The 15,925-nt window shown below is 69.7% G+C and carries 20 protein-coding genes; 7 read left to right on the forward strand and 13 right to left on the reverse strand.

The window, feature by feature from the left end; genetic code table 11:
- Positions 1 to 16 precede the first annotated feature (16 nt).
- A complete protein-coding gene (locus tag AXK61_RS10530) occupies positions 17 to 616 on the reverse strand; it encodes a TetR/AcrR family transcriptional regulator (protein ID WP_231855503.1) in 600 nt (199 codons plus the stop codon).
- A gap of 54 nt (positions 617 to 670) precedes the next feature.
- Here AXK61_RS10530 and AXK61_RS10535 point away from each other — a divergent pair, with 54 nt between their 5' ends.
- Positions 671 to 1,204, forward strand: coding sequence for a pyridoxamine 5'-phosphate oxidase family protein (locus AXK61_RS10535; protein WP_068745192.1), 534 nt, complete (start codon positions 671 to 673; stop codon positions 1,202 to 1,204).
- Between the two features lie 36 nt (positions 1,205 to 1,240).
- Positions 1,241 to 1,927 (forward strand): DUF899 family protein, encoded by a 687-nt coding sequence (locus AXK61_RS10540; protein ID WP_068745194.1) that lies wholly within the window; start codon positions 1,241 to 1,243, stop codon positions 1,925 to 1,927.
- A 214-nt stretch (positions 1,928 to 2,141) separates the two neighbouring features.
- Here the strand turns inward: AXK61_RS10540 and AXK61_RS10545 are convergent, their stop codons facing one another.
- The 5 genes from AXK61_RS10545 to AXK61_RS10565 all read right to left on the reverse strand — a co-directional run bounded on the left by AXK61_RS10545 (position 2,142) and on the right by AXK61_RS10565 (position 6,667).
- A complete protein-coding gene (locus AXK61_RS10545; RefSeq protein WP_156485630.1) occupies positions 2,142 to 3,821 on the reverse strand; it encodes a hypothetical protein in 1,680 nt (559 codons plus the stop codon).
- Between the two features lie 237 nt (positions 3,822 to 4,058).
- Positions 4,059 to 4,349 (reverse strand): HigA family addiction module antitoxin, encoded by a 291-nt coding sequence (locus AXK61_RS10550; RefSeq protein WP_082778090.1) that lies wholly within the window; start codon positions 4,347 to 4,349, stop codon positions 4,059 to 4,061.
- A gap of 11 nt (positions 4,350 to 4,360) precedes the next feature.
- Positions 4,361 to 4,639 (reverse strand): type II toxin-antitoxin system RelE/ParE family toxin, encoded by a 279-nt coding sequence (locus tag AXK61_RS10555; RefSeq protein WP_068573424.1) that lies wholly within the window; start codon positions 4,637 to 4,639, stop codon positions 4,361 to 4,363.
- Positions 4,640 to 4,884: 245 nt separating this feature from the next.
- Positions 4,885 to 5,532, reverse strand: a complete 648-nt coding sequence (locus tag AXK61_RS10560) for a heme-binding beta-barrel domain-containing protein (protein WP_068573057.1) — start codon at positions 5,530 to 5,532, stop codon at positions 4,885 to 4,887.
- A gap of 115 nt (positions 5,533 to 5,647) precedes the next feature.
- Positions 5,648 to 6,667, reverse strand: coding sequence for a LacI family DNA-binding transcriptional regulator (locus tag AXK61_RS10565; protein ID WP_068745198.1), 1,020 nt, complete (start codon positions 6,665 to 6,667; stop codon positions 5,648 to 5,650).
- Positions 6,668 to 6,800: 133 nt separating this feature from the next.
- Here AXK61_RS10565 and AXK61_RS10570 point away from each other — a divergent pair, with 133 nt between their 5' ends.
- Genes AXK61_RS10570 through AXK61_RS10590 form a run of 5 tightly spaced genes read left to right on the forward strand, consistent with a single transcriptional unit; the run spans position 6,801 to position 10,972 of the window.
- Entirely contained in the window at positions 6,801 to 7,799 is a 999-nt protein-coding gene (locus tag AXK61_RS10570; RefSeq protein ID WP_068573061.1) for a substrate-binding domain-containing protein, read from the forward strand.
- A gap of 3 nt (positions 7,800 to 7,802) precedes the next feature.
- The gene (locus tag AXK61_RS10575; RefSeq protein ID WP_068573063.1) at positions 7,803 to 8,756 is read left to right on the forward strand and encodes an ABC transporter permease; all 954 of its coding nucleotides are present in this window, start codon (positions 7,803 to 7,805) and stop codon (positions 8,754 to 8,756) included.
- The gene (locus AXK61_RS10580) at positions 8,753 to 9,547 is read left to right on the forward strand and encodes an ATP-binding cassette domain-containing protein (protein WP_068573066.1); all 795 of its coding nucleotides are present in this window, start codon (positions 8,753 to 8,755) and stop codon (positions 9,545 to 9,547) included. Before AXK61_RS10575 ends, AXK61_RS10580 begins: the two co-directional genes overlap by 4 nt.
- On the forward strand, positions 9,537 to 10,367 hold the full coding sequence (locus AXK61_RS10585; protein ID WP_068745200.1) for a PfkB family carbohydrate kinase: 831 nt from the start codon (positions 9,537 to 9,539) through the stop codon (positions 10,365 to 10,367). The genes AXK61_RS10580 and AXK61_RS10585 overlap by 11 nt, the downstream gene beginning before the upstream one ends.
- Entirely contained in the window at positions 10,349 to 10,972 is a 624-nt protein-coding gene (locus AXK61_RS10590) for a nucleoside/nucleotide kinase family protein (protein ID WP_068573070.1), read from the forward strand. The genes AXK61_RS10585 and AXK61_RS10590 overlap by 19 nt, the downstream gene beginning before the upstream one ends.
- A 7-nt stretch (positions 10,973 to 10,979) precedes the next feature.
- Here AXK61_RS10590 and AXK61_RS10595 read toward each other — a convergent pair whose 3' ends face one another.
- The 7 genes from AXK61_RS10595 to AXK61_RS10625 form a co-directional block, all read right to left on the reverse strand.
- Positions 10,980 to 12,026 (reverse strand): alpha/beta fold hydrolase, encoded by a 1,047-nt coding sequence (locus AXK61_RS10595; protein WP_068745202.1) that lies wholly within the window; start codon positions 12,024 to 12,026, stop codon positions 10,980 to 10,982.
- Positions 12,027 to 12,083: 57 nt separating this feature from the next.
- Positions 12,084 to 12,797 (reverse strand): 2OG-Fe(II) oxygenase, encoded by a 714-nt coding sequence (locus AXK61_RS10600; RefSeq protein ID WP_068573074.1) that lies wholly within the window; start codon positions 12,795 to 12,797, stop codon positions 12,084 to 12,086.
- Positions 12,794 to 13,393: a methylated-DNA--[protein]-cysteine S-methyltransferase gene (locus AXK61_RS10605; protein WP_068573076.1), complete on the reverse strand. Its 600-nt coding sequence runs from the start codon at positions 13,391 to 13,393 to the stop codon at positions 12,794 to 12,796. The genes AXK61_RS10600 and AXK61_RS10605 overlap by 4 nt, the downstream gene beginning before the upstream one ends.
- The gene (locus tag AXK61_RS10610; RefSeq protein ID WP_068573078.1) at positions 13,390 to 13,860 is read right to left on the reverse strand and encodes an RNA polymerase sigma factor; all 471 of its coding nucleotides are present in this window, start codon (positions 13,858 to 13,860) and stop codon (positions 13,390 to 13,392) included. The genes AXK61_RS10605 and AXK61_RS10610 overlap by 4 nt, the downstream gene beginning before the upstream one ends.
- Complete coding sequence (locus AXK61_RS10615; RefSeq protein ID WP_068745204.1) at positions 13,857 to 14,375, reverse strand: methylated-DNA--[protein]-cysteine S-methyltransferase; 519 nt, start codon at positions 14,373 to 14,375, stop codon at positions 13,857 to 13,859. The genes AXK61_RS10610 and AXK61_RS10615 overlap by 4 nt, the downstream gene beginning before the upstream one ends.
- Positions 14,376 to 14,526: 151 nt before the next feature.
- Positions 14,527 to 14,832 (reverse strand): DUF1416 domain-containing protein, encoded by a 306-nt coding sequence (locus AXK61_RS10620; RefSeq protein WP_068573081.1) that lies wholly within the window; start codon positions 14,830 to 14,832, stop codon positions 14,527 to 14,529.
- Between the two features lie 11 nt (positions 14,833 to 14,843).
- Positions 14,844 to 15,671 (reverse strand): sulfurtransferase, encoded by an 828-nt coding sequence (locus AXK61_RS10625; RefSeq protein WP_068573083.1) that lies wholly within the window; start codon positions 15,669 to 15,671, stop codon positions 14,844 to 14,846.
- Between the last annotated feature and the right edge of the window lie 254 nt (positions 15,672 to 15,925).

The raw sequence follows: 15,925 nt of genomic DNA on the forward strand, positions 1-15,925 counted from the left end.
TCGTGCCCCCGAGGGCTCAGTCGCGCAGGATTCCGGTGATCGCGGTGTCGACGGCGGCCTCGGCCAGCGGCCACTGCTGATCGCCGGGGAGGTGGTGCAGCGGTCCGCGCAGCGCCATCTCGGCGAAGCCGTGCACCATCGACCAGCAGGACCAGGTGGCGGACCGTCGGGACTCGGGGCGCAACAGGCCCGCGTGCACCATGAGGTCGAGTGACTCGGACAGCGCGACGTACGGCGGAATGCCGCTCAGCGACTCGGGATCGGGGGCCTCGTCGCCGAAGAAGCAGACCGAGAACCAGCCGGGCTCGGCGAGCGCGAAGGCGATGTAGCCGAGGCCCACTGCGCGCAGTCGGTCCTTCGGGCCCTGGTCCGGGTGGACGGGCATCGCGTCGGCCATGCGCTGCTCGATCGCGGTACTCACGGCGCGGAGCAGAGCGAGGCGGTCAGGGAAATGACGATAGGCGGCGTTCGGGCTGACGCCCACGCGGCGGGTGACCTCGCGGATGGTCAACGCCGACGGTCCGCCGCCGCGCGTGACCTCCAGGCCCGCGTCGACGAGTGCCTGTGCGAGGTCGCCGTGGTGGTACGCCATCCCCTTGTGTCCCCTGTCGCTCAAGTGTACGGTGTGAACATAACAGATGTGGACGCTGTGAACATGTAAGGAGTCGCCATGACCACGAGCATCGGACCCGTTCCGGTTCTGCACACCGGTTTCAGTACCCCGGGTGCTGTCGCAACGCCGTGGGCGGACGTCGAGCGGATCCTGGACGACGCCGAGATGTTCTGGCTCAGCACCGTGCGAGCCGACGGCAGTCCGCACGTCTGTCCACTGCCGGCCATGTGGCTCGGCGGTGCGCTGTACTTCGTGACCGGGTGGGAGGAGCAGAAGGCCGTGAACCTGGTGCGGAACCCGCGCTGCGTGCTCACCACCGGGAGCAACGAGTACCTGCGTGGCCATGACGTGACCGTGGAGGGCTCCGCGGAACGGTGCACCGATCGCGCCGTACTCGAAACGCTCGCCCGGATGTGGGAGTCCCGGCTCGACTGGCCCTACGACGTGGACGACGCGGGCTTCCGGCATCGCACCGACGGGCAGGCCCCGAACCCCGACGCCGCCTCGCTGCCCGTCTTCGGGGTCCGCCCCGTCAAGATCCTGTCGTTCGCCCGCGGCGACGAGTTCGCTCAGACCCGCTTCCGTCCCTGAACCTGCGAATCATCCATCACCGGAGAGGAATCCATCATGACCGCCGTCCCGCCCGTCGTCGACCGCGACACCTGGCAGCAGCAGATCGACGAGTTGCGCGCCCGTGAGAAGGCCGCCACCCGCGAGCTCGATGCCATCGCCGCGCAGCGCCGGCGACTGCCCGCCGTGCGGCTGCCCGAGTACCGGCTGATCGCCGAGGACGGCTCCGAGGTGAGCCTCGCCGAGGTCTTCGACGGTAAGAGCCAGCTCATCACCTACCACCACATGTGGACCGACGGCAACGAGTGGCAGTGTCCCGGATGCACCGGTGTCACAGCGCATTACGCGCGCATGGAGTTCCTCGACAACTGGGATGCGCGGATGGTGGTGATCACCAACGGCCCGATGGACGAGGTGCTCGCCTACAAGAAGCGCGTCGGGAACACCATGACCTGGTACTCCACCAACGGCTCGGACTTCGGGACCGAGGTGGGCGCCGGCCCCGGAGGCGGCTTCGCCTACAACACCTTCGTCCGCGACGGCGACACCGTCTACCACCTCTGGCAGACCTTCAGCCGCGGCGCCGAGCAGGTGTCCTACACCTTCGGCCTCCTCGACGTGCTGCCCTACGGTCGCCAGGAGGAGTGGCAGGACGTGCCCGACGGCTGGCCCCAGGGCCCCACCTACTCGCGCTGGGCATCGTCGAAGCAGTTCGCCGAGTGGTACGGCGAGAAAACCTCCTGACCTGCGCTTTCGCTCTCCGAGTAATTCCGTTGCCGACGGTGCCGCGCGGGCGTACCGTCGAAGACGTCAATCGAAAGGAGGTGGTCCGAGAAATGGTGAATTTCAGGACTGAGGAGGTGGCCGCCGCCTGACGGCGGTCGCCCACCTGGAATAGCGGAGCCCCCTCCGGCGCGTGATGTTCACGCCCGGAGGGGGCTTCCGTCGGTTCCGGGGCCTACTGGAGGGTGACCGTCTTGGTCGCGGTGGTCGTGCCGCCGCCCTTCTGGACGATGGTGATGGTCGCGGTGTACGTGCCGCGGTTCCTCAGCTCGAAGTACGTTCCGGGGTTGTAGGAACCGCAGTTGCTCGTGATCTTGGTCTTCGTCGTGCCGCCGCCGGTGACGGTGATGGTCGACTCGCAGTCGCCGCGGGTCTCCGCGCTGCCGCTGAACGCCTTCCACTGGAAGTACACCGTCGCCGGCCCGCCACGCGGGATCGTGTACGTGTCGGGTCCGACCTTGTCGTAGGCCCAGGTGTCGACCTGGACCCGGTCGATCGTCGTCGGCCCCTCGGCTGAGGGCTTGACGGAGGTCGACGGAGCCGAACTGGTGAGCGCGAAGTCGAGTGAGTTGTCGCCGACCACCTCGCCGATCGCGCCGGTCACGGTCGCCGCCAACTGGCTCGGCAGGTCGCCGGTGATCGCGAAGACGGTGCCGAGCGTGCTGTACGCCTGCTTGACGATCGAGTTCTTCGCGCCCGCCTCGATCGCAGCGCTCGCGCAGCCGGAGGATGTCGACATGGCCCGTCGGAATTCGTCCGGGGTGACCTTCTGGCCGGGCTTGGCGTCGGCGAAGTCGAGCGCCTGACCGAGGCAGGTCGACACGGTGGAGAGGTCGGTCCCCGAGTCGAGGATCGCGGGAGCGGCCTTGACCACCCCGCCGACCGCGCGCATACCCGTCAGCATCTCCAGGCCGGTGATGATCGTCGCCGCCTGGAGCGCGGCCGGGTCGGCGCGGAGGTTGATGGTCGCCCGGGTGGTGCCGGGACCGAACGTGAGTCGTCCGGTTCCGCGTCCGGTCAGAAGGTCGGAGATCTTCGCATTGCCGAGCGCGCTGGCCAGCCGTGCCGCGAGATTGGACAGGTCCGGCCTCACGGTGCTGGTCCACGCGCCTTTGGGTGTGGATGTCACCGCGTAGAACTGCTGTGTGGCGTTGGTGAAGTCGACTGCGACGGCGCCGCCCGCGTTCGTCAAGCAGCCCGCCACGGGTCCCGGCGTCGTAGCGGTGAGGGTGTACGTGGTGTCCTTGATCTTCACCTCGCTCGACGCACGGCAGGACGACGTGGAGTCGCCGCGGATGTATCTGTACGCGGCGGCGAATCCGTCCGCGACCTTGCCGAGGTCGATCGCGCCGAGACGGAAGTCGCTGAGGTGGGTGGTCGTCGCGGTGACGGTGCGGCCGGCGGGATCCCAGGTGGCGCGGACCAGGTCGGCCGCGTCGCCGTCTTCGGAAACGGACTCGACGACGGGGATCACCGTGTCGCTGAACTTCGCGGCGAGTTCCGGCTTGCCGGAGAGATCGAACGTCAGGGTGATCGGCTTGGTCGGCTGCGCGCCCGAGTCCCCGAGCCGGACTCGCACCGTCTTGACGCCATCCACCTGAGCCTTCGCCGCAGGGATCTCCGTGGAGGAGGCTGCGACACTGAGCTTCTCACCGGAGGGAGCGGCACCGTCGGGCATGGAGGCCCTGACGGTGACCCCGTCGACCTTGCCCGTGGCGCTGTTGGCGTCCGTGAGCGCGGCGGTCGATGCCGTGGTCGAGGCCGGCGGAGTCGGCGCGGCAGCCTGCTTCGCGGGTGTCGCGGAACACCCCGCGACCAGGGTGATGACAGCCGTCATCGCGAGAAGTTGTCGCATCGTTCGACGGTAGTCGGCGCGCTGCCCGCGGCGCGTCGTCCGATCGGATGAATTCCGCGGTCGGGCAGCGTGCTTCGGAGCAGTGGACGGCCGCGCGTCGAGGCATTTCGGGTGCGGATGGGCTCCCGCCCCCGTTTCACCCGAGCGCACCCGGCATGCCGGGTGCGACTGCGCGCAAGGGGTGCGGATGGGTTCCCGCACCCGTTCTGCCCGCAGCCGGGACGGGTGGAAGCGGGGTCAGCCTGCAAGCGGTGTGATCGCGGCCAGTTCGTCCGCGATCAGTGCCCGCGCCAGATCTGCGTCGTACCGCGCCTGCAAGGTGATCCAGTACATCTCGGAGAGTCCGAGCACGCGGGAGATGCGTAGGCCCGTGTCGGCAGTGATCGAGCGCTTCGCGTTGACGATCGCGTTGATCCGAGGCAGTGGTACCCCGGCCGCCTTGGCCAGAGCGTACTGGCTGATTCCGAGTGGCTCGAGGAACTCTGCCATCAGAATCTCGCCAGGATGGCTGGGGAGGAAGTCGGTCACGGCTGCTCCTTTCAGTGGTAGTCGACGAGTTCGACATCGAACGCGCCTTCATCCCAGCGGAAGCAGATGCGCCACTGGGAGTTCACGCGAATGCTGTGCTGGCCTTCGCGATCGCCGCTCAGCTTTTCCAGCCGATTCCCCGGCGGGATCCGCAGGTCTTCAAGACTGCCGGCCGCGTCCAACAGCTGAAGTTTGACGCGCGCCCGTTGAGCGAGTTGTGGGCCGACTCGTTTCGTGAAGGTGAGATCCCAGATCGCCTCGGTCTCCGAGTTGTTGAAGGTGCGAATCATCGACATCCTATCGCCTCGCGATACTATCGCGCAACGTAATATGACTTAGGAGTCAACCTACGTGATCGCACTGACAAGTCGCGGCGAGGTGCAGAGCTGGCACGGCGTCGAGTCATTTCGGGTGCGGATGGGCTCCCGCCCCCGTTTCACCCGAGCGCACCCGGCATGCCGGGTGCGACTGCGCGCAAGGGGTGCGGATGGCTTCCCGCACCCGTTCTGCCCGCAGCCGGGAGGGGGAAGCGGAGTCAGCCGGCGTAGCGGTTCAGTTTGGCACTCAAGCGGGGGACGAGCGCACCGTCGGCATCGATGCGCTCCTCGACGTAGGCGAGGGAACCGCCCTGGTCGACGAGGCCGTACAGGCGCTTGGACGCGCCGGCCAGCGGGGAGGTCTTGGAGCGGATGACCACGTCGGCCTCGAGCTCCCACGCGGTCTGGGAGACGGGCTTGCCGTAGTACAGCTCGACGATGCCGCTGGCGTGGGTGACGACGAACTCGATCTCGTCGTCCTCGCCGATCCGCCAGAAGCCGGCCTCGCGCAGGTCGGGCTCGGAGAACTCGCCCTGATCGTCGAGCTTCCACGACCGCGACTCCCAGGAGAGGAAGTTCTGGCCGTCGTGGCTGACGACGATCTGCTGGCCGAAGTGGTAGTCGCCGGACGCGTCGTGGCCCTCGCCCTCACCGCGCCAGACGCCGACGAGCGGCAGCAGGCCGAGGAGGCCCGAGTGCAGGTCGGGGCCCTGTCGCAGGTTGGCCGTGTCGTCGGCGAGGGGCAGACCCGGGAGGTTCGAGATGTTGCGCGACGACGTGGTCTCGGAGCGTTCGATCGCAGCGTCCAGCGCCTCTTGGCCGGAACCGGCCGCAGCGTCGGACGGGGGCGTGGCCTCGTCGCTCACGGGCGCCTACTGGCCGTCGGTGAGGACGCGGTACAGCACGAACACGGCGAACGCGAAGATCGCGACCGATGCCACCGCCATGAGGATCTCGAAGAAGATGACCATGCCGTCGATACTAGACCCCGGCGCGCACGCGCTCGCAACCGCACGAGTCCCGGTGGTGGAAGGTGGTGGGCAGCCGCTCGACGCGCCGCGGACCGTCGAACCCGTCGATCCGCTCGACGAGCAGGTCGACGGCCCGCCGACCCATCGACTCGACGTCCTGGGCGACGGCGGTGAGCCCGGGCGTGAACAGGTCCGACCACTCGAAATCGTCGTAGCAGACCAGCGCGACGTCCTGCGGGACTCGCAACTCCAGCTCCCGCAGGGCGCGCATCACACCGACCGTCATGGCGTTGTTGAGCACGACCAGGGCCGTGGGGCGCGGGCCGCGGCCGCGGAACATCGCGAGAGTCTGCGTGTACGCCTCATCGACGCTCGAATCGCCGCAGCGCATGTGCCGCGGGGCGGCGTGCAGTCCCGCGGCGGCCATCGCCGTGGTGAAGGCCTCGGCGCGCTCGACGGAGGACTGGATGCCGCGCCGGCCCGTGATCGCGCCGATCTGCACGTGGCCCAGCTCGATGAGGTGGGAGGTCAGGCGCGCCACCGGTTCGGAGCCCTCCGAGGCCAACTGGTCGACGGGGGCCGACGACAGGCGGTCGATGAGGACCAGGGGGGTGCCCGCGCTGCGGATCATCGGAATGGTGGTGCGCTCGGCGCGGGGTGCGGGCGCGAGGATCAGGCCGTCCGCGCGCCGATCGAGCAGCGACCCCACGAGCGAGGACTCGATGGTCGGATCGTCGTGCGAGTCGCCCATCATCAGGGCGTAGCCGAGTTCGCCCGCGCGGGACTCGATGGCGCGCACGAGCGGCGCGAAGTAGGGGTTCTGCCAGGCCGAGATGCTCAGTGCCAGAACGCCGGAGCGTGAGGTGGCGAGCGCGGCGGCGAGCGCGTTGCGGCGGTAGCCCGTGGCCACGATCGCCTCGAGCACCGCGTCCCGGGTGCGCGGATCCACGCGCCGCGTCTCGTTGATCACATGGGAGACGGTGCTGATCGACACGCCGGCTGCGGCGGCGACGTCGGCCATGTTCCCCATCGCACCATCATGCCCGCACCGCTCCACGACGCGCAAGCGTTTGCGCAAACCCTTGCGCGGGTCCTGACTGCGGGTATAGCGTCCTGGCTACCCGGAACCATGTGATCCATCACACAATCGATCGGAGCCTTCCATGACCAGTCGGAACACCGTGCGCATCGCCGCGATCTGCTGCGCTCTCACCGTCGGCCTCACCTCCGTGGCCGCCTGCAACCGCGACGGCGGGGACTCCGGCGGCGTGAAGGTCGGCCTCATCACCAAGACCGACACCAACCCGTTCTTCGTGAAGATCCGCGAGGCCGCCAAGAAGGAGGCCGAGGCGAAGGGGGCGAATCTCGTCGCGCTCGCGGGCAAGTTCGACGGGGACAACGAGGGCCAGGTCGCCGCCATCGAGAACCTGGTCAGCCAGGGCGTCAAGGGCATCCTCATCACCCCCAACTCGTCGAGCGGCATCCTGGCGGCGATCAAGAAGGCGCGCGACGCGGGCGTCATCGTCATCGCGCTGGACACGGCGACCGATCCGGAGAACGCCGTCGACGCGACCTTCGCCACCGACAACAAGGAGGCCGGACGCCTGCAGGGCGCGTGGGTCAAGGGCGCGCTCGCGGGGAAGGCCCCCAAGCTCCTCATGCTCGACGGGACGCCGGGCGGCACCGTCGACACCTTCCGGCACCAGGGCTTCCTGGAGGGCATCGGCCTCACGGAGAACAGCCCCGAGGTGGCGGGCAAGGAGAACACCAACGGCGACCAGACCAAGGCCCAGACCGCCATGGAGAACCTGCTCCAGCGCGTCCCGGACGCCAACTCGCTGTACACGATCAACGAGCCCGCGGCGGCGGGCGGCTACGAGGCGGCCAAGAAGGCGGGCAAGGCCGGCCAGCTGGTGATCGGCTCCGTCGACGGCAGCTGCACCGGCGTCCGGAACGTCAAGGCGGGCATCATCGGCGCCACGGTGCTGCAGTTCCCCGCGAAGATGGCCGAGCAGGGCGTCGACGCGGTGGTCGCCTTCGCCCAGAACGGCACCAAGCCTTCCGGATTCACCAACACCGGCTCGCAGCTGGTGACCGACAAGCCCGTCGCCGGCGTCCCGTCGAAGGACACCGCGTGGGGCGAGCAGAACTGCTGGGGCTGACACGTGTCCGCTTCGACCTTCCAACGGCTCCTGCGTGAGCCGCTCGCCGGACCGCTCGCGGCGCTCGTCGTCGCGTGCGTCGTGTTCTTCATCCTCACGCCGCAGTTCGCGACGGGCTACAACATCTCGCTGATCCTGCAGCAGTCCATGGTGATCGGGATCCTGGCGGTGGCGCAATCGCTGATCATCCTCACTGCCGGCATCGACCTGTCGATCGGCGCGACGTGCGTGCTCGGCACCGTCGTCCTGGCGAAGGTGGCCGGCACCGACCCGGTCCTCGCCATGGTCGTCGCGCTCGGCGTGTGCGTGCTCATCGGCGCGATCAACGGTGCCCTGGTGACGGTGCTCAAGCTGCCGCCCTTCATCGTGACCCTGGGCATGTTCACCATCGTCGCGGCGGCCACGCAGCTCTACGCCGGCTCGCAGACCTACCGCGTCGCCGACGGTCCGCTGACGGCTCTCGGTACGGGCTTCAAGATCTTCGGGTTCCCGCTCACGCTGGGCCTGCTCGTGCTGCTGATCGTGTACGCGGTGGCCTGGTACGTGCTCAACCGCACGGCCACCGGCCGGCACGTGTACGCGGTGGGCGGCAATCCGGTCTCGGCGTCGCTGGCGGGCATCAAGACCTCCAAGACGGTGTTCGGCGTGTACCTCGCGTCGGGCGTCATCGCGGCGATCGCGGCGTGGGCGGCCCTCGGGCGCATCCCGACGGCCGACCCCAACGCCTTCCAGACCGCCAACCTCGACACGATCACCGCGGTCGTGATCGGCGGCACCAGCCTCTTCGGCGGCCGCGGCTCGGTGCTGGGCACGCTCGTCGGCGCGCTGATCGTCGGCGTGCTGCGCAACGGGCTCACTCTCGTCGGGATCGACAACCTCTACCAGAACATCGCGACGGGCGTCCTCGTGATCGCCGCCGTTGCGCTGGACCAGATCTCGCGCAGGAGGCTGCAATGAGCGCGCAGGATGCCAGGCCGGTGCTCGAGGCGAAGGGCCTGGTCAAGAAGTACGGGCAGGTCCAGGCGATCGCGGGCGCCGACTTCGAGCTCCGCGCCGGCGAGGTGCTCGCCGTGATCGGCGACAACGGAGCCGGCAAGTCCAGCCTCATCAAGGCGCTCTCGGGGGCGCTGGTCCCGAACGAGGGCGAGATCCTGCTCGACGGTGCGCCGGTCCACTTCAAGAGCACGCTCGACGCCCGCAACGCGGGGATCGAGACCGTCTACCAGGACCTCGCGGTGATCCCCGCGCTGGACATCGCGGCCAATGTCTACCTGGGGCGGGAGCTGCGCAAGCCGGGGATCCTCGGCTCGGTGTTCCGACAGCTCGACCGCAGGGCGATGCGCGACGCGGCAGCGGGCCACCTCGCGGACCTCAAGATCGGCATCAAGTCGCCGACGCAAGCGGTCGAAACGCTCTCCGGCGGCCAGCGGCAGGGCGTCGCGGTGGTGCGGGCGGCAGCCTTCGGCAAGAAGGTGATCATCATGGACGAGCCGACGGCGGCCCTCGGCGTCCGCGAATCGGGGCAGGTCATCGATCTGATCCGGCAGATCCGCGATCGCGGCACGCCCGTGATCCTGATCAGCCACGACATGCCGCACGTCTTCGAGGTCGCCGACCGGATCCACGTGCACCGGCTCGGCCGCCGCGCCGCCGTCGTCGACCCGAAGCAGCGCAGCATGTCCGAGGTCGTCGCGCTCATGACCGGCGCGCTCGCGCCGACCGACGAGGAGGCCGCGGGTGGACCGTAAGCCGTCGGGCCTGTTCGTGGGTCTGGCCACCGTCGACGTGATCTCCCGCGTGGAGGAGCTGCCCCCGCGCAACGGCAAGGTCACCGCGGTCCGGCAGGACGTCTCCGGTGGCGGCCCCGCGCTCAACGCGGCCGCGGTGTTCGCCGCGCTCGGCGGGCGGGCGGTGCTCGCGGCCCCCGTCGGCGACGGAGCGCTGGCCCACCTCGTGCACGAGGACCTGGCGGCGTGCGGGGTCGAGCTCATCGACCTCGCGCCGCCGGGCTTCGGCCCGCCCGTCTCCGCGGTCACGGTGCACGCCCCCACGGGCGACCGGCAGGTCGTCTCGTTCGACGGCACCGGCTATCCCGACCTCGTGCCCCCGATCCACGCCGAGGGATTCGACGTGCTGCTGCTCGACGGGCACGGCCCCGCCGCGGCTCGAGCGGCGATGCGGAGCGCCGTCGAGGCGTCCGTGCCGATCGTGCTCGACGCCGGCCGCTGGCGCCCCGTGTTCGCCGAGCTCCTGATGTACGCGGGGCACGCCGTCTGCTCGGCGGACTTCCGTCCGCCCGACGGTGCCCCCGTCACCGGCCCGGCGGTGGTCGCGGTCTCCGACGGTGCCGGGCCGATCCGGTACGAGATCGACGGCGCCACGGGCACCGTAGAGGTTCCGACCGTGCCCGTGGTCGATACGCTCGGCGCGGGCGACGTGCTGCACGGGGCGTACGCCTTCGCGATCGCGCGGGGCGATGCGCCGGTGGGTGCGCTGCGGTTCGCGGCGGCGCACGCCTCCGCGAAGTGTCGACACCCGGGGGTGAGGGCATGGCTGGCGACGCTGTGACGGACGAACTGCTCACGCGCGCACGGGAGCTCGTCACGCGCCCGGGCCGCGCGTTGCTCGGCATCGCCGGCGCGCCCGCGTCCGGGAAGTCGACGCTTGCGGAGCGCCTCGTCGAGGCGCTCGGCGCCGACGCGGTGCTCGTCCCCATGGACGGCTTCCACCTCGACGACGCCGTGCTGCGCCGGCACGGGAGCTGGGAACGCAAGGGCGCCATCGACACCTTCGACGGTGCCGGCTTCGCGCACCTGCTGCAGCGCCTGCGCAGCGGTGGGGACACGGTCTATGCGCCCCGGTTCGACCGCGGTCTCGAGGCGTCCGTCGGCGGCGCGATCGAGGTGGCGCCGGACGTGCCGCTCGTGGTGACGGAGGGCAACTACCTGCTCGCCGACACCGGCGCGTGGCCGCACGCGCGGGCCGCCCTCGACGAGGTGTGGTTCCTGCGCATCGACCCGGTGCTGCGGCGCGAGCGACTCATCGAGCGGCACATGCGGTTCGGGCGCACGCCCGTCGAGGCCCGCGAGCGCGCCGCCGGCTCCGACGAGGCGAACGCCCGCCTCATCGAGGCCACGGCGGTCCGCGCCGACCGCATCGTCGACGGGGCGTGACGAGCGGCTACAGCTGGGAGCGACCGGGACGGGCCAGCAGGTCGCGCAGGCCCCCGTCGATGAACGCCGTGTCGACGGGGTTCTTGCCGCCGCCCGCGAAATGCCCCCAGACGCCGGGGATCACACGGACCTCGCCGTGCTCGATGAACTGCGAGGCCCACGCCTCGTCCTCCGGAGGGAAGTAGAGGTCCTTCTCGGCCGGCATCGCGAGCAGCGGGCACCGGATCGAGCGGAGCGCGGCCTCGTGGTCACCGTCGAATCCGGGGGTGGTGCCGACGTTCCCGGCGTGCCACGTGCCGATCATCGCGATCAGGTTGTTGGGGTCGCGGCCGTCTCGGAAGAACTGCTCCCAGAAGCCGTAGAGGAAATCGTCGAGCGAGGTGAAGCCGAGCTCGCGCCACGTCTCGTGCCAGTAGAAGGCTTGGGAGAAGCCCCAGCCCGAGTAGATCCGGGCGAAGGCGCGCAGGCCCTTGATCGGCGGCCGTGCGGGGTCGTAGTCGCCGTCGGCCCAGGCCGCGTCGGCCTGCAGCGCCACCCGCAGCGACTCCAGGAACACCTGGTTGTGCGGGGCGGTGCGGCTCGACCCGCAGAAGGGCGCCGCCCGCTCGACCATCTCGGGATGGCTCACCGCCCACTGATAGGTCTGGCCCGCGCCCATCGACCAGCCGGTGACCAGCGCGATCGTCGAGATCCCCCACTTCTCGGTGAGCAACCGGTGCTGCGCCTCGACCTGGTCGTAGAAGGTGACGAGCGGGAAGCGGGCGTGGTCGTACGGCGAGGCGGCGTTCGACGGCGAGGTCGACAGGCCGTTGCCCAGCATGTTGGGGATGACGATGAAGTACTCGTCGGGGTTGAGCGTCTTGTCCGTGCCGACCAGCCACTCGTTGTCGGTGTGCCAGCCCGAGTACCAGGTGGGGTAGACGATCACGTTCGACTTGTCGGCGTTGAGCGCGCCGAAGGTCTTGTACGCCAGGCGCGCGTCGCGCAGGGTGTGACCGGACTGGAGCGTGAGGTCTCCGAGGTCGAAGTACTCGGCGTCGGTGGGAGCGGGCATGGGGACTCCTCGGGTCGGCATTAGTACCGATTCGGTACTGATGTCGACGCTACCCGCTCACTCCGCGTCGTGGAAGACCAGAGCGAGCGTGTGCCGGGAGCCGGAGCGCACCGTCGAAACCCCGTGCCGCACCGGCGCTGCCGACCAGCCCCGCGCCGAGCGGACCGGGCGGTCGCGGGTGGTGAAGACGAAGCCGTGGCCGCGCGGCAGCGTGAACGAGGTGCCGCGGGACTGCGCCCGCGGCCGCTGCTCGACGAGCAGGAACTCGCCACCCGTGTGATCGACGCCAGGCTCGTTCAAGGCGATCACCACCTGCAGCGGGAAGACCAGCTCGCCGTAGAGGTCGCGGTGCAGTGCGTTCCAGTCGCCGGCGCCGTATGCGAGCAGGATCGCCGTCGACCGGCGCTGGCCGGCGTCGTGGCACATGGCGAGCCACTCGTCGAGGTCGTCCGGCCAGGGAGGTGTGCGGCCCAGGCGTTCCCACCACCGTCGCGTGATCGGCAGCAGGTGCGGGTACAGCGCGTGCTTGAGTTCGTCGATCGGTTCGGGGTACGGCCGGTCGAAGTAGCGGTACTCGCCCGCCCCGAACCGGTACCGCTCCATGTCGACGGTGCTGCGGAACAGCTCGTCCCGGTCGTACGACGTGCGCAGCGCGACGGTCTGTGCGTCGGTGAGCAGGCGGGGGAGCAGCGCACCGCCGACCGCGTCCAACTCCGCGGCCACGACGTCCCAGTCGGCGTCGTCGATCGCGGGGCCGTCGATCGCGGTCATGCCGCCGACTCGAGTTCCAGCAGAGCGGCTTTCGCCTCGACCCCGCCCACGTACTGCCCGATACCGCCGTCCGTCTTGATCACGCGGTGGCAAGGCACCACGACCGGCAGCGGGTTCGTGGCGCACGCGGTGCCCACCGCGCGGACCGCCGCGGGGTTGCCGACCAGCTCCGCCACCTGCTTGTAGCTCAGCGTGGAGCCGTACCCGATCTCGGGCAGGCGGCTCTGGACCAGCTGCCGGAAGCCGTGCGAGAGTGCATGATCGAGCTGAAGGTCGAACGCGGTTCGCCGACCGGCGAAGTACTCGTCCAGCTCGCGGGCCGCGAGGTCGAGCCGCCGCGGGGCGCGCAGGATCCGCGGGCTGACCTTGTGCGCCAGGGATTCCAGGACCGCGTCGTGGTCCTCGCGGGCGTACGCGACCCGTACGAGGCCCTTCTCAGTGGCCGCGAGCAGCAGGACACCGACGGGGGAGTCGACGGTGGTGTAGGCGATGTCCAGCAGACCGTCGGCGGCGGCGTGGGCCGTGAGTCGGGCGCGGAGCCGGTCCAGGGTGGCGGAATCGGCGGGAGCGGATAGGGATTCGGTGATGTCGTTCATGCGAGGTCCTCCCTCGAGTGCGTGGTGCGCAGCTTCTTCAGGCCGTCGGCGGCGGCGCGGCGCGCGGCTTCGACGGTGCCGCCGAGGATCCCGGCGATCTCGGCGTAGGGCAGATCGGCGGCGTAGCGGTAGGCCACCGCCTGCCGCTGCTTGTCCGGCAGGGCCGCCACGGCGACCCAGAGGTCACCGTCGGCGACGGCGGACGTGACGGGGCGCTCCGGGAGCGCGTCCACGGGGACGGCGCGGCGCTGCGTCGCGCGGATCTGGTCGATGGCCTTGCGGTGCGCGATCGTCACCAGCCAGGCCTCGACGTTCGCGGACTCCGGCAGGTCCGGGTAGGCGCGCAGCGCGGAGAGGAAGGTCTCCGACCAGGCGTCCTCGGCGTCGTGCGGGCCGAGGACGGCGCGGCAGACCCGGAGCACCGTCGCCCCGTGCTCATCGACGAGCCGCTCGAAGGGCGGCTTCATGCGGCCCCCAAGCCGGGCAGCCAGGGCTCGCCGTCCGCGGCGGCCTCGAGGTCGAGAAGCGTGCGCTTGCGTCCCAGCCCGCCCGCATAGCCGGTGAGCGCTCCCGTCGAGGCGAGGACGCGGTGGCACGGCACCAGGACGCACAGGGGGTTCGCGCCCACCGCCTGCCCGACACCCCACGCCGAGACGATCCCGCCGAGCCGCTCAGCGATCGCGCCGTAGCTCGTGGTCTCCCCGAACGGGATCTCCCGGACCATCGTCCACACCGCCTCCTGGACCTCGGTGCCGCCCGAGGCGAGCGGCAGGTCGAAGTCGCGGCGCTCGCCCGCGAGGTACGCACGGATCTGGTGCACCGCCTCGTCGAGCAGCGGATCCGCGGCGACCCGCTCGCCGAAGGTCGCCGCCTCGGGCCGGCGGATGTGGTGCGGGAAGTACACGCCCGTCACCGCGGCACCGTCGGACACGACGGTCAGTACGCCGAGGGCGGTGTCCGCCACGATGTGCCTGCTGTTCATGTCATCTCTCCTGTCTCGATCCTGCCCAGTAGACGCCGGGGCGGACGGAAACGTGAGATGCACTCCCCAGAACGCAATTGAACACCGTTACGGAGAATCCGACCTGCGGATTCGCTCTCCATAACGGTGTTCAATTGAGGGGGTGGGGCGGCTACTTCGAGACGGTGATGTCCTGGTTGTAGACGCCGTTGGCCTCGGGGGAGACCTGGGTGTCGCCGTTGCCCACGGAGGACAGCGCGCGCAGCGTCCAGGTGCCCGGCGCCGCGAAGAAGCGGTAGTCGCCGGTACCGGAGGCCACGACCTCGGCGGTGAACTCACCCGTGCCGTCGAGCAGGCGTACGAACGCGCCGGCGACGGGGTTACCGGCCGCGTCGAGGACCTGTCCGGTCAGGACGGTCTCCTTCTCGACGTCGACACCGGCGGGAAGGACCTGACCCTGCTTGGGAGCTCCACACATGATGCGATTCCTTACTTCTCGATCGGGGCGCCGACGAGGGAGCCGTACTCGACCCACGAGCCGTCGTAGTTCTTGACGTTCTTCTTGCCCAGGATCTCCTGCAGCACGAACCACGTGTGCGAGCTGCGCTCGCCGATGCGGCAGTACGCGATGGTCTCCTTGGCGTCGTCGAAGCCCTTCTCCGCGTACAGCGCGGCGAGATCGTCGTCGGACTTGAAGGTGCCGTCCTCGTTGGCGGTGGTCGACCACGGGATGTTGATCGCGCCGGGGACGTGGCCGCGCTGCTGCGCCTGCTCCTGCGGCAGGTGCGCCGGCGCGGAGATCTTGCCGGAGAACTCGTCGGGCGAGCGGACGTCGATGAGGTTCTTCTTGCCGATCGAGTCGATCACCTCGTCGCGGAAGGCGCGCAGCGACAGGTCGACGGGCTTGGCGACGTAGGTGGTGGCCGGGCGGGTCACCGCGTCGGTCGACAGCGGGCGGGCGTCGAGCTCCCACTTCTTGCGGCCGCCGTCGAGCAGCTTGACGTCCTGGTGGCCGTACAGCTTGAAGTACCAGTAGGCGTAGGCCGCGAACCAGTTGTTGTTACCGCCGTACAGCACGACGGTGTCGTCGTTGCCGACGCCGCGCTCGGACAGGAGCTTGGAGAAGCCCTCCTGGTCGAGGAAGTCGCGGCGGATCGGATCCTGCAGGTCCTTGCGCCAGTCGAGGCGCACGGCGCCCTTGATGTGGTTGTCGTCGTAGATCGACGTGTCCTCGTCGACCTCGACGAAGACGACACCCGGGGTGTCGAGATTCTGCTCAGCCCAGTCTGCGGAGACCAGGACGTCGGAGCGAGCCATGAGGATCCCTTTCGTTGAGTCCATGACGTGCGAATGAAGGCGCGAACGCTACTTCGAGGGGTGCGCGGGAAGCGCTGGGAGGGCGGAACGGATGCATCGCGATACGCGGAGAAAAGCACCCTGCCCGGGGAGAGAGAGCGGGCCTAGCCCAGACAGCGACAACCGGCCATACGGCACAGGTCGACCGCCAGACGGCGGGTGAGCAGCAGCTCACAGCGGTTGCGCATGGGGCCCAGAATACCGAAGCCGCGGCC

The sequence above is a fragment of the Tsukamurella pseudospumae genome, assembly GCF_001575205.1.
In the GTDB taxonomy this organism is placed as follows: domain Bacteria; phylum Actinomycetota; class Actinomycetes; order Mycobacteriales; family Mycobacteriaceae; genus Tsukamurella; species Tsukamurella pseudospumae.

What these genes read in the sequence shown, in the direction of transcription:
- AXK61_RS10535 (WP_068745192.1), top strand. Translation starts at nt 671, where the DNA reads ATGACCACGAGCATCGGACCCGTTCCGGTTCTGCACACCGGTTTCAGT.
- AXK61_RS10540 (WP_068745194.1), top strand. Translation starts at nt 1,241, where the DNA reads ATGACCGCCGTCCCGCCCGTCGTCGACCGCGACACCTGGCAGCAGCAG.
- AXK61_RS10545 (WP_156485630.1), bottom strand. Translation starts at nt 3,821, where the DNA reads ATGCGACAACTTCTCGCGATGACGGCTGTCATCACCCTGGTCGCGGGG.
- AXK61_RS10555 (WP_068573424.1), bottom strand. Translation starts at nt 4,639, where the DNA reads ATGATTCGCACCTTCAACAACTCGGAGACCGAGGCGATCTGGGATCTC.
- AXK61_RS10565 (WP_068745198.1), bottom strand. Translation starts at nt 6,667, where the DNA reads ATGGGGAACATGGCCGACGTCGCCGCCGCAGCCGGCGTGTCGATCAGC.
- AXK61_RS10570 (WP_068573061.1), top strand. Translation starts at nt 6,801, where the DNA reads ATGACCAGTCGGAACACCGTGCGCATCGCCGCGATCTGCTGCGCTCTC.
- AXK61_RS10580 (WP_068573066.1), top strand. Translation starts at nt 8,753, where the DNA reads ATGAGCGCGCAGGATGCCAGGCCGGTGCTCGAGGCGAAGGGCCTGGTC.
- AXK61_RS10590 (WP_068573070.1), top strand. Translation starts at nt 10,349, where the DNA reads ATGGCTGGCGACGCTGTGACGGACGAACTGCTCACGCGCGCACGGGAG.
- AXK61_RS10595 (WP_068745202.1), bottom strand. Translation starts at nt 12,026, where the DNA reads ATGCCCGCTCCCACCGACGCCGAGTACTTCGACCTCGGAGACCTCACG.
- AXK61_RS10600 (WP_068573074.1), bottom strand. Translation starts at nt 12,797, where the DNA reads ATGACCGCGATCGACGGCCCCGCGATCGACGACGCCGACTGGGACGTC.
- AXK61_RS10605 (WP_068573076.1), bottom strand. Translation starts at nt 13,393, where the DNA reads ATGAACGACATCACCGAATCCCTATCCGCTCCCGCCGATTCCGCCACC.
- AXK61_RS10610 (WP_068573078.1), bottom strand. Translation starts at nt 13,860, where the DNA reads ATGAAGCCGCCCTTCGAGCGGCTCGTCGATGAGCACGGGGCGACGGTG.
- AXK61_RS10615 (WP_068745204.1), bottom strand. Translation starts at nt 14,375, where the DNA reads ATGAACAGCAGGCACATCGTGGCGGACACCGCCCTCGGCGTACTGACC.
- AXK61_RS10620 (WP_068573081.1), bottom strand. Translation starts at nt 14,832, where the DNA reads ATGTGTGGAGCTCCCAAGCAGGGTCAGGTCCTTCCCGCCGGTGTCGAC.
- AXK61_RS10625 (WP_068573083.1), bottom strand. Translation starts at nt 15,671, where the DNA reads ATGGCTCGCTCCGACGTCCTGGTCTCCGCAGACTGGGCTGAGCAGAAT.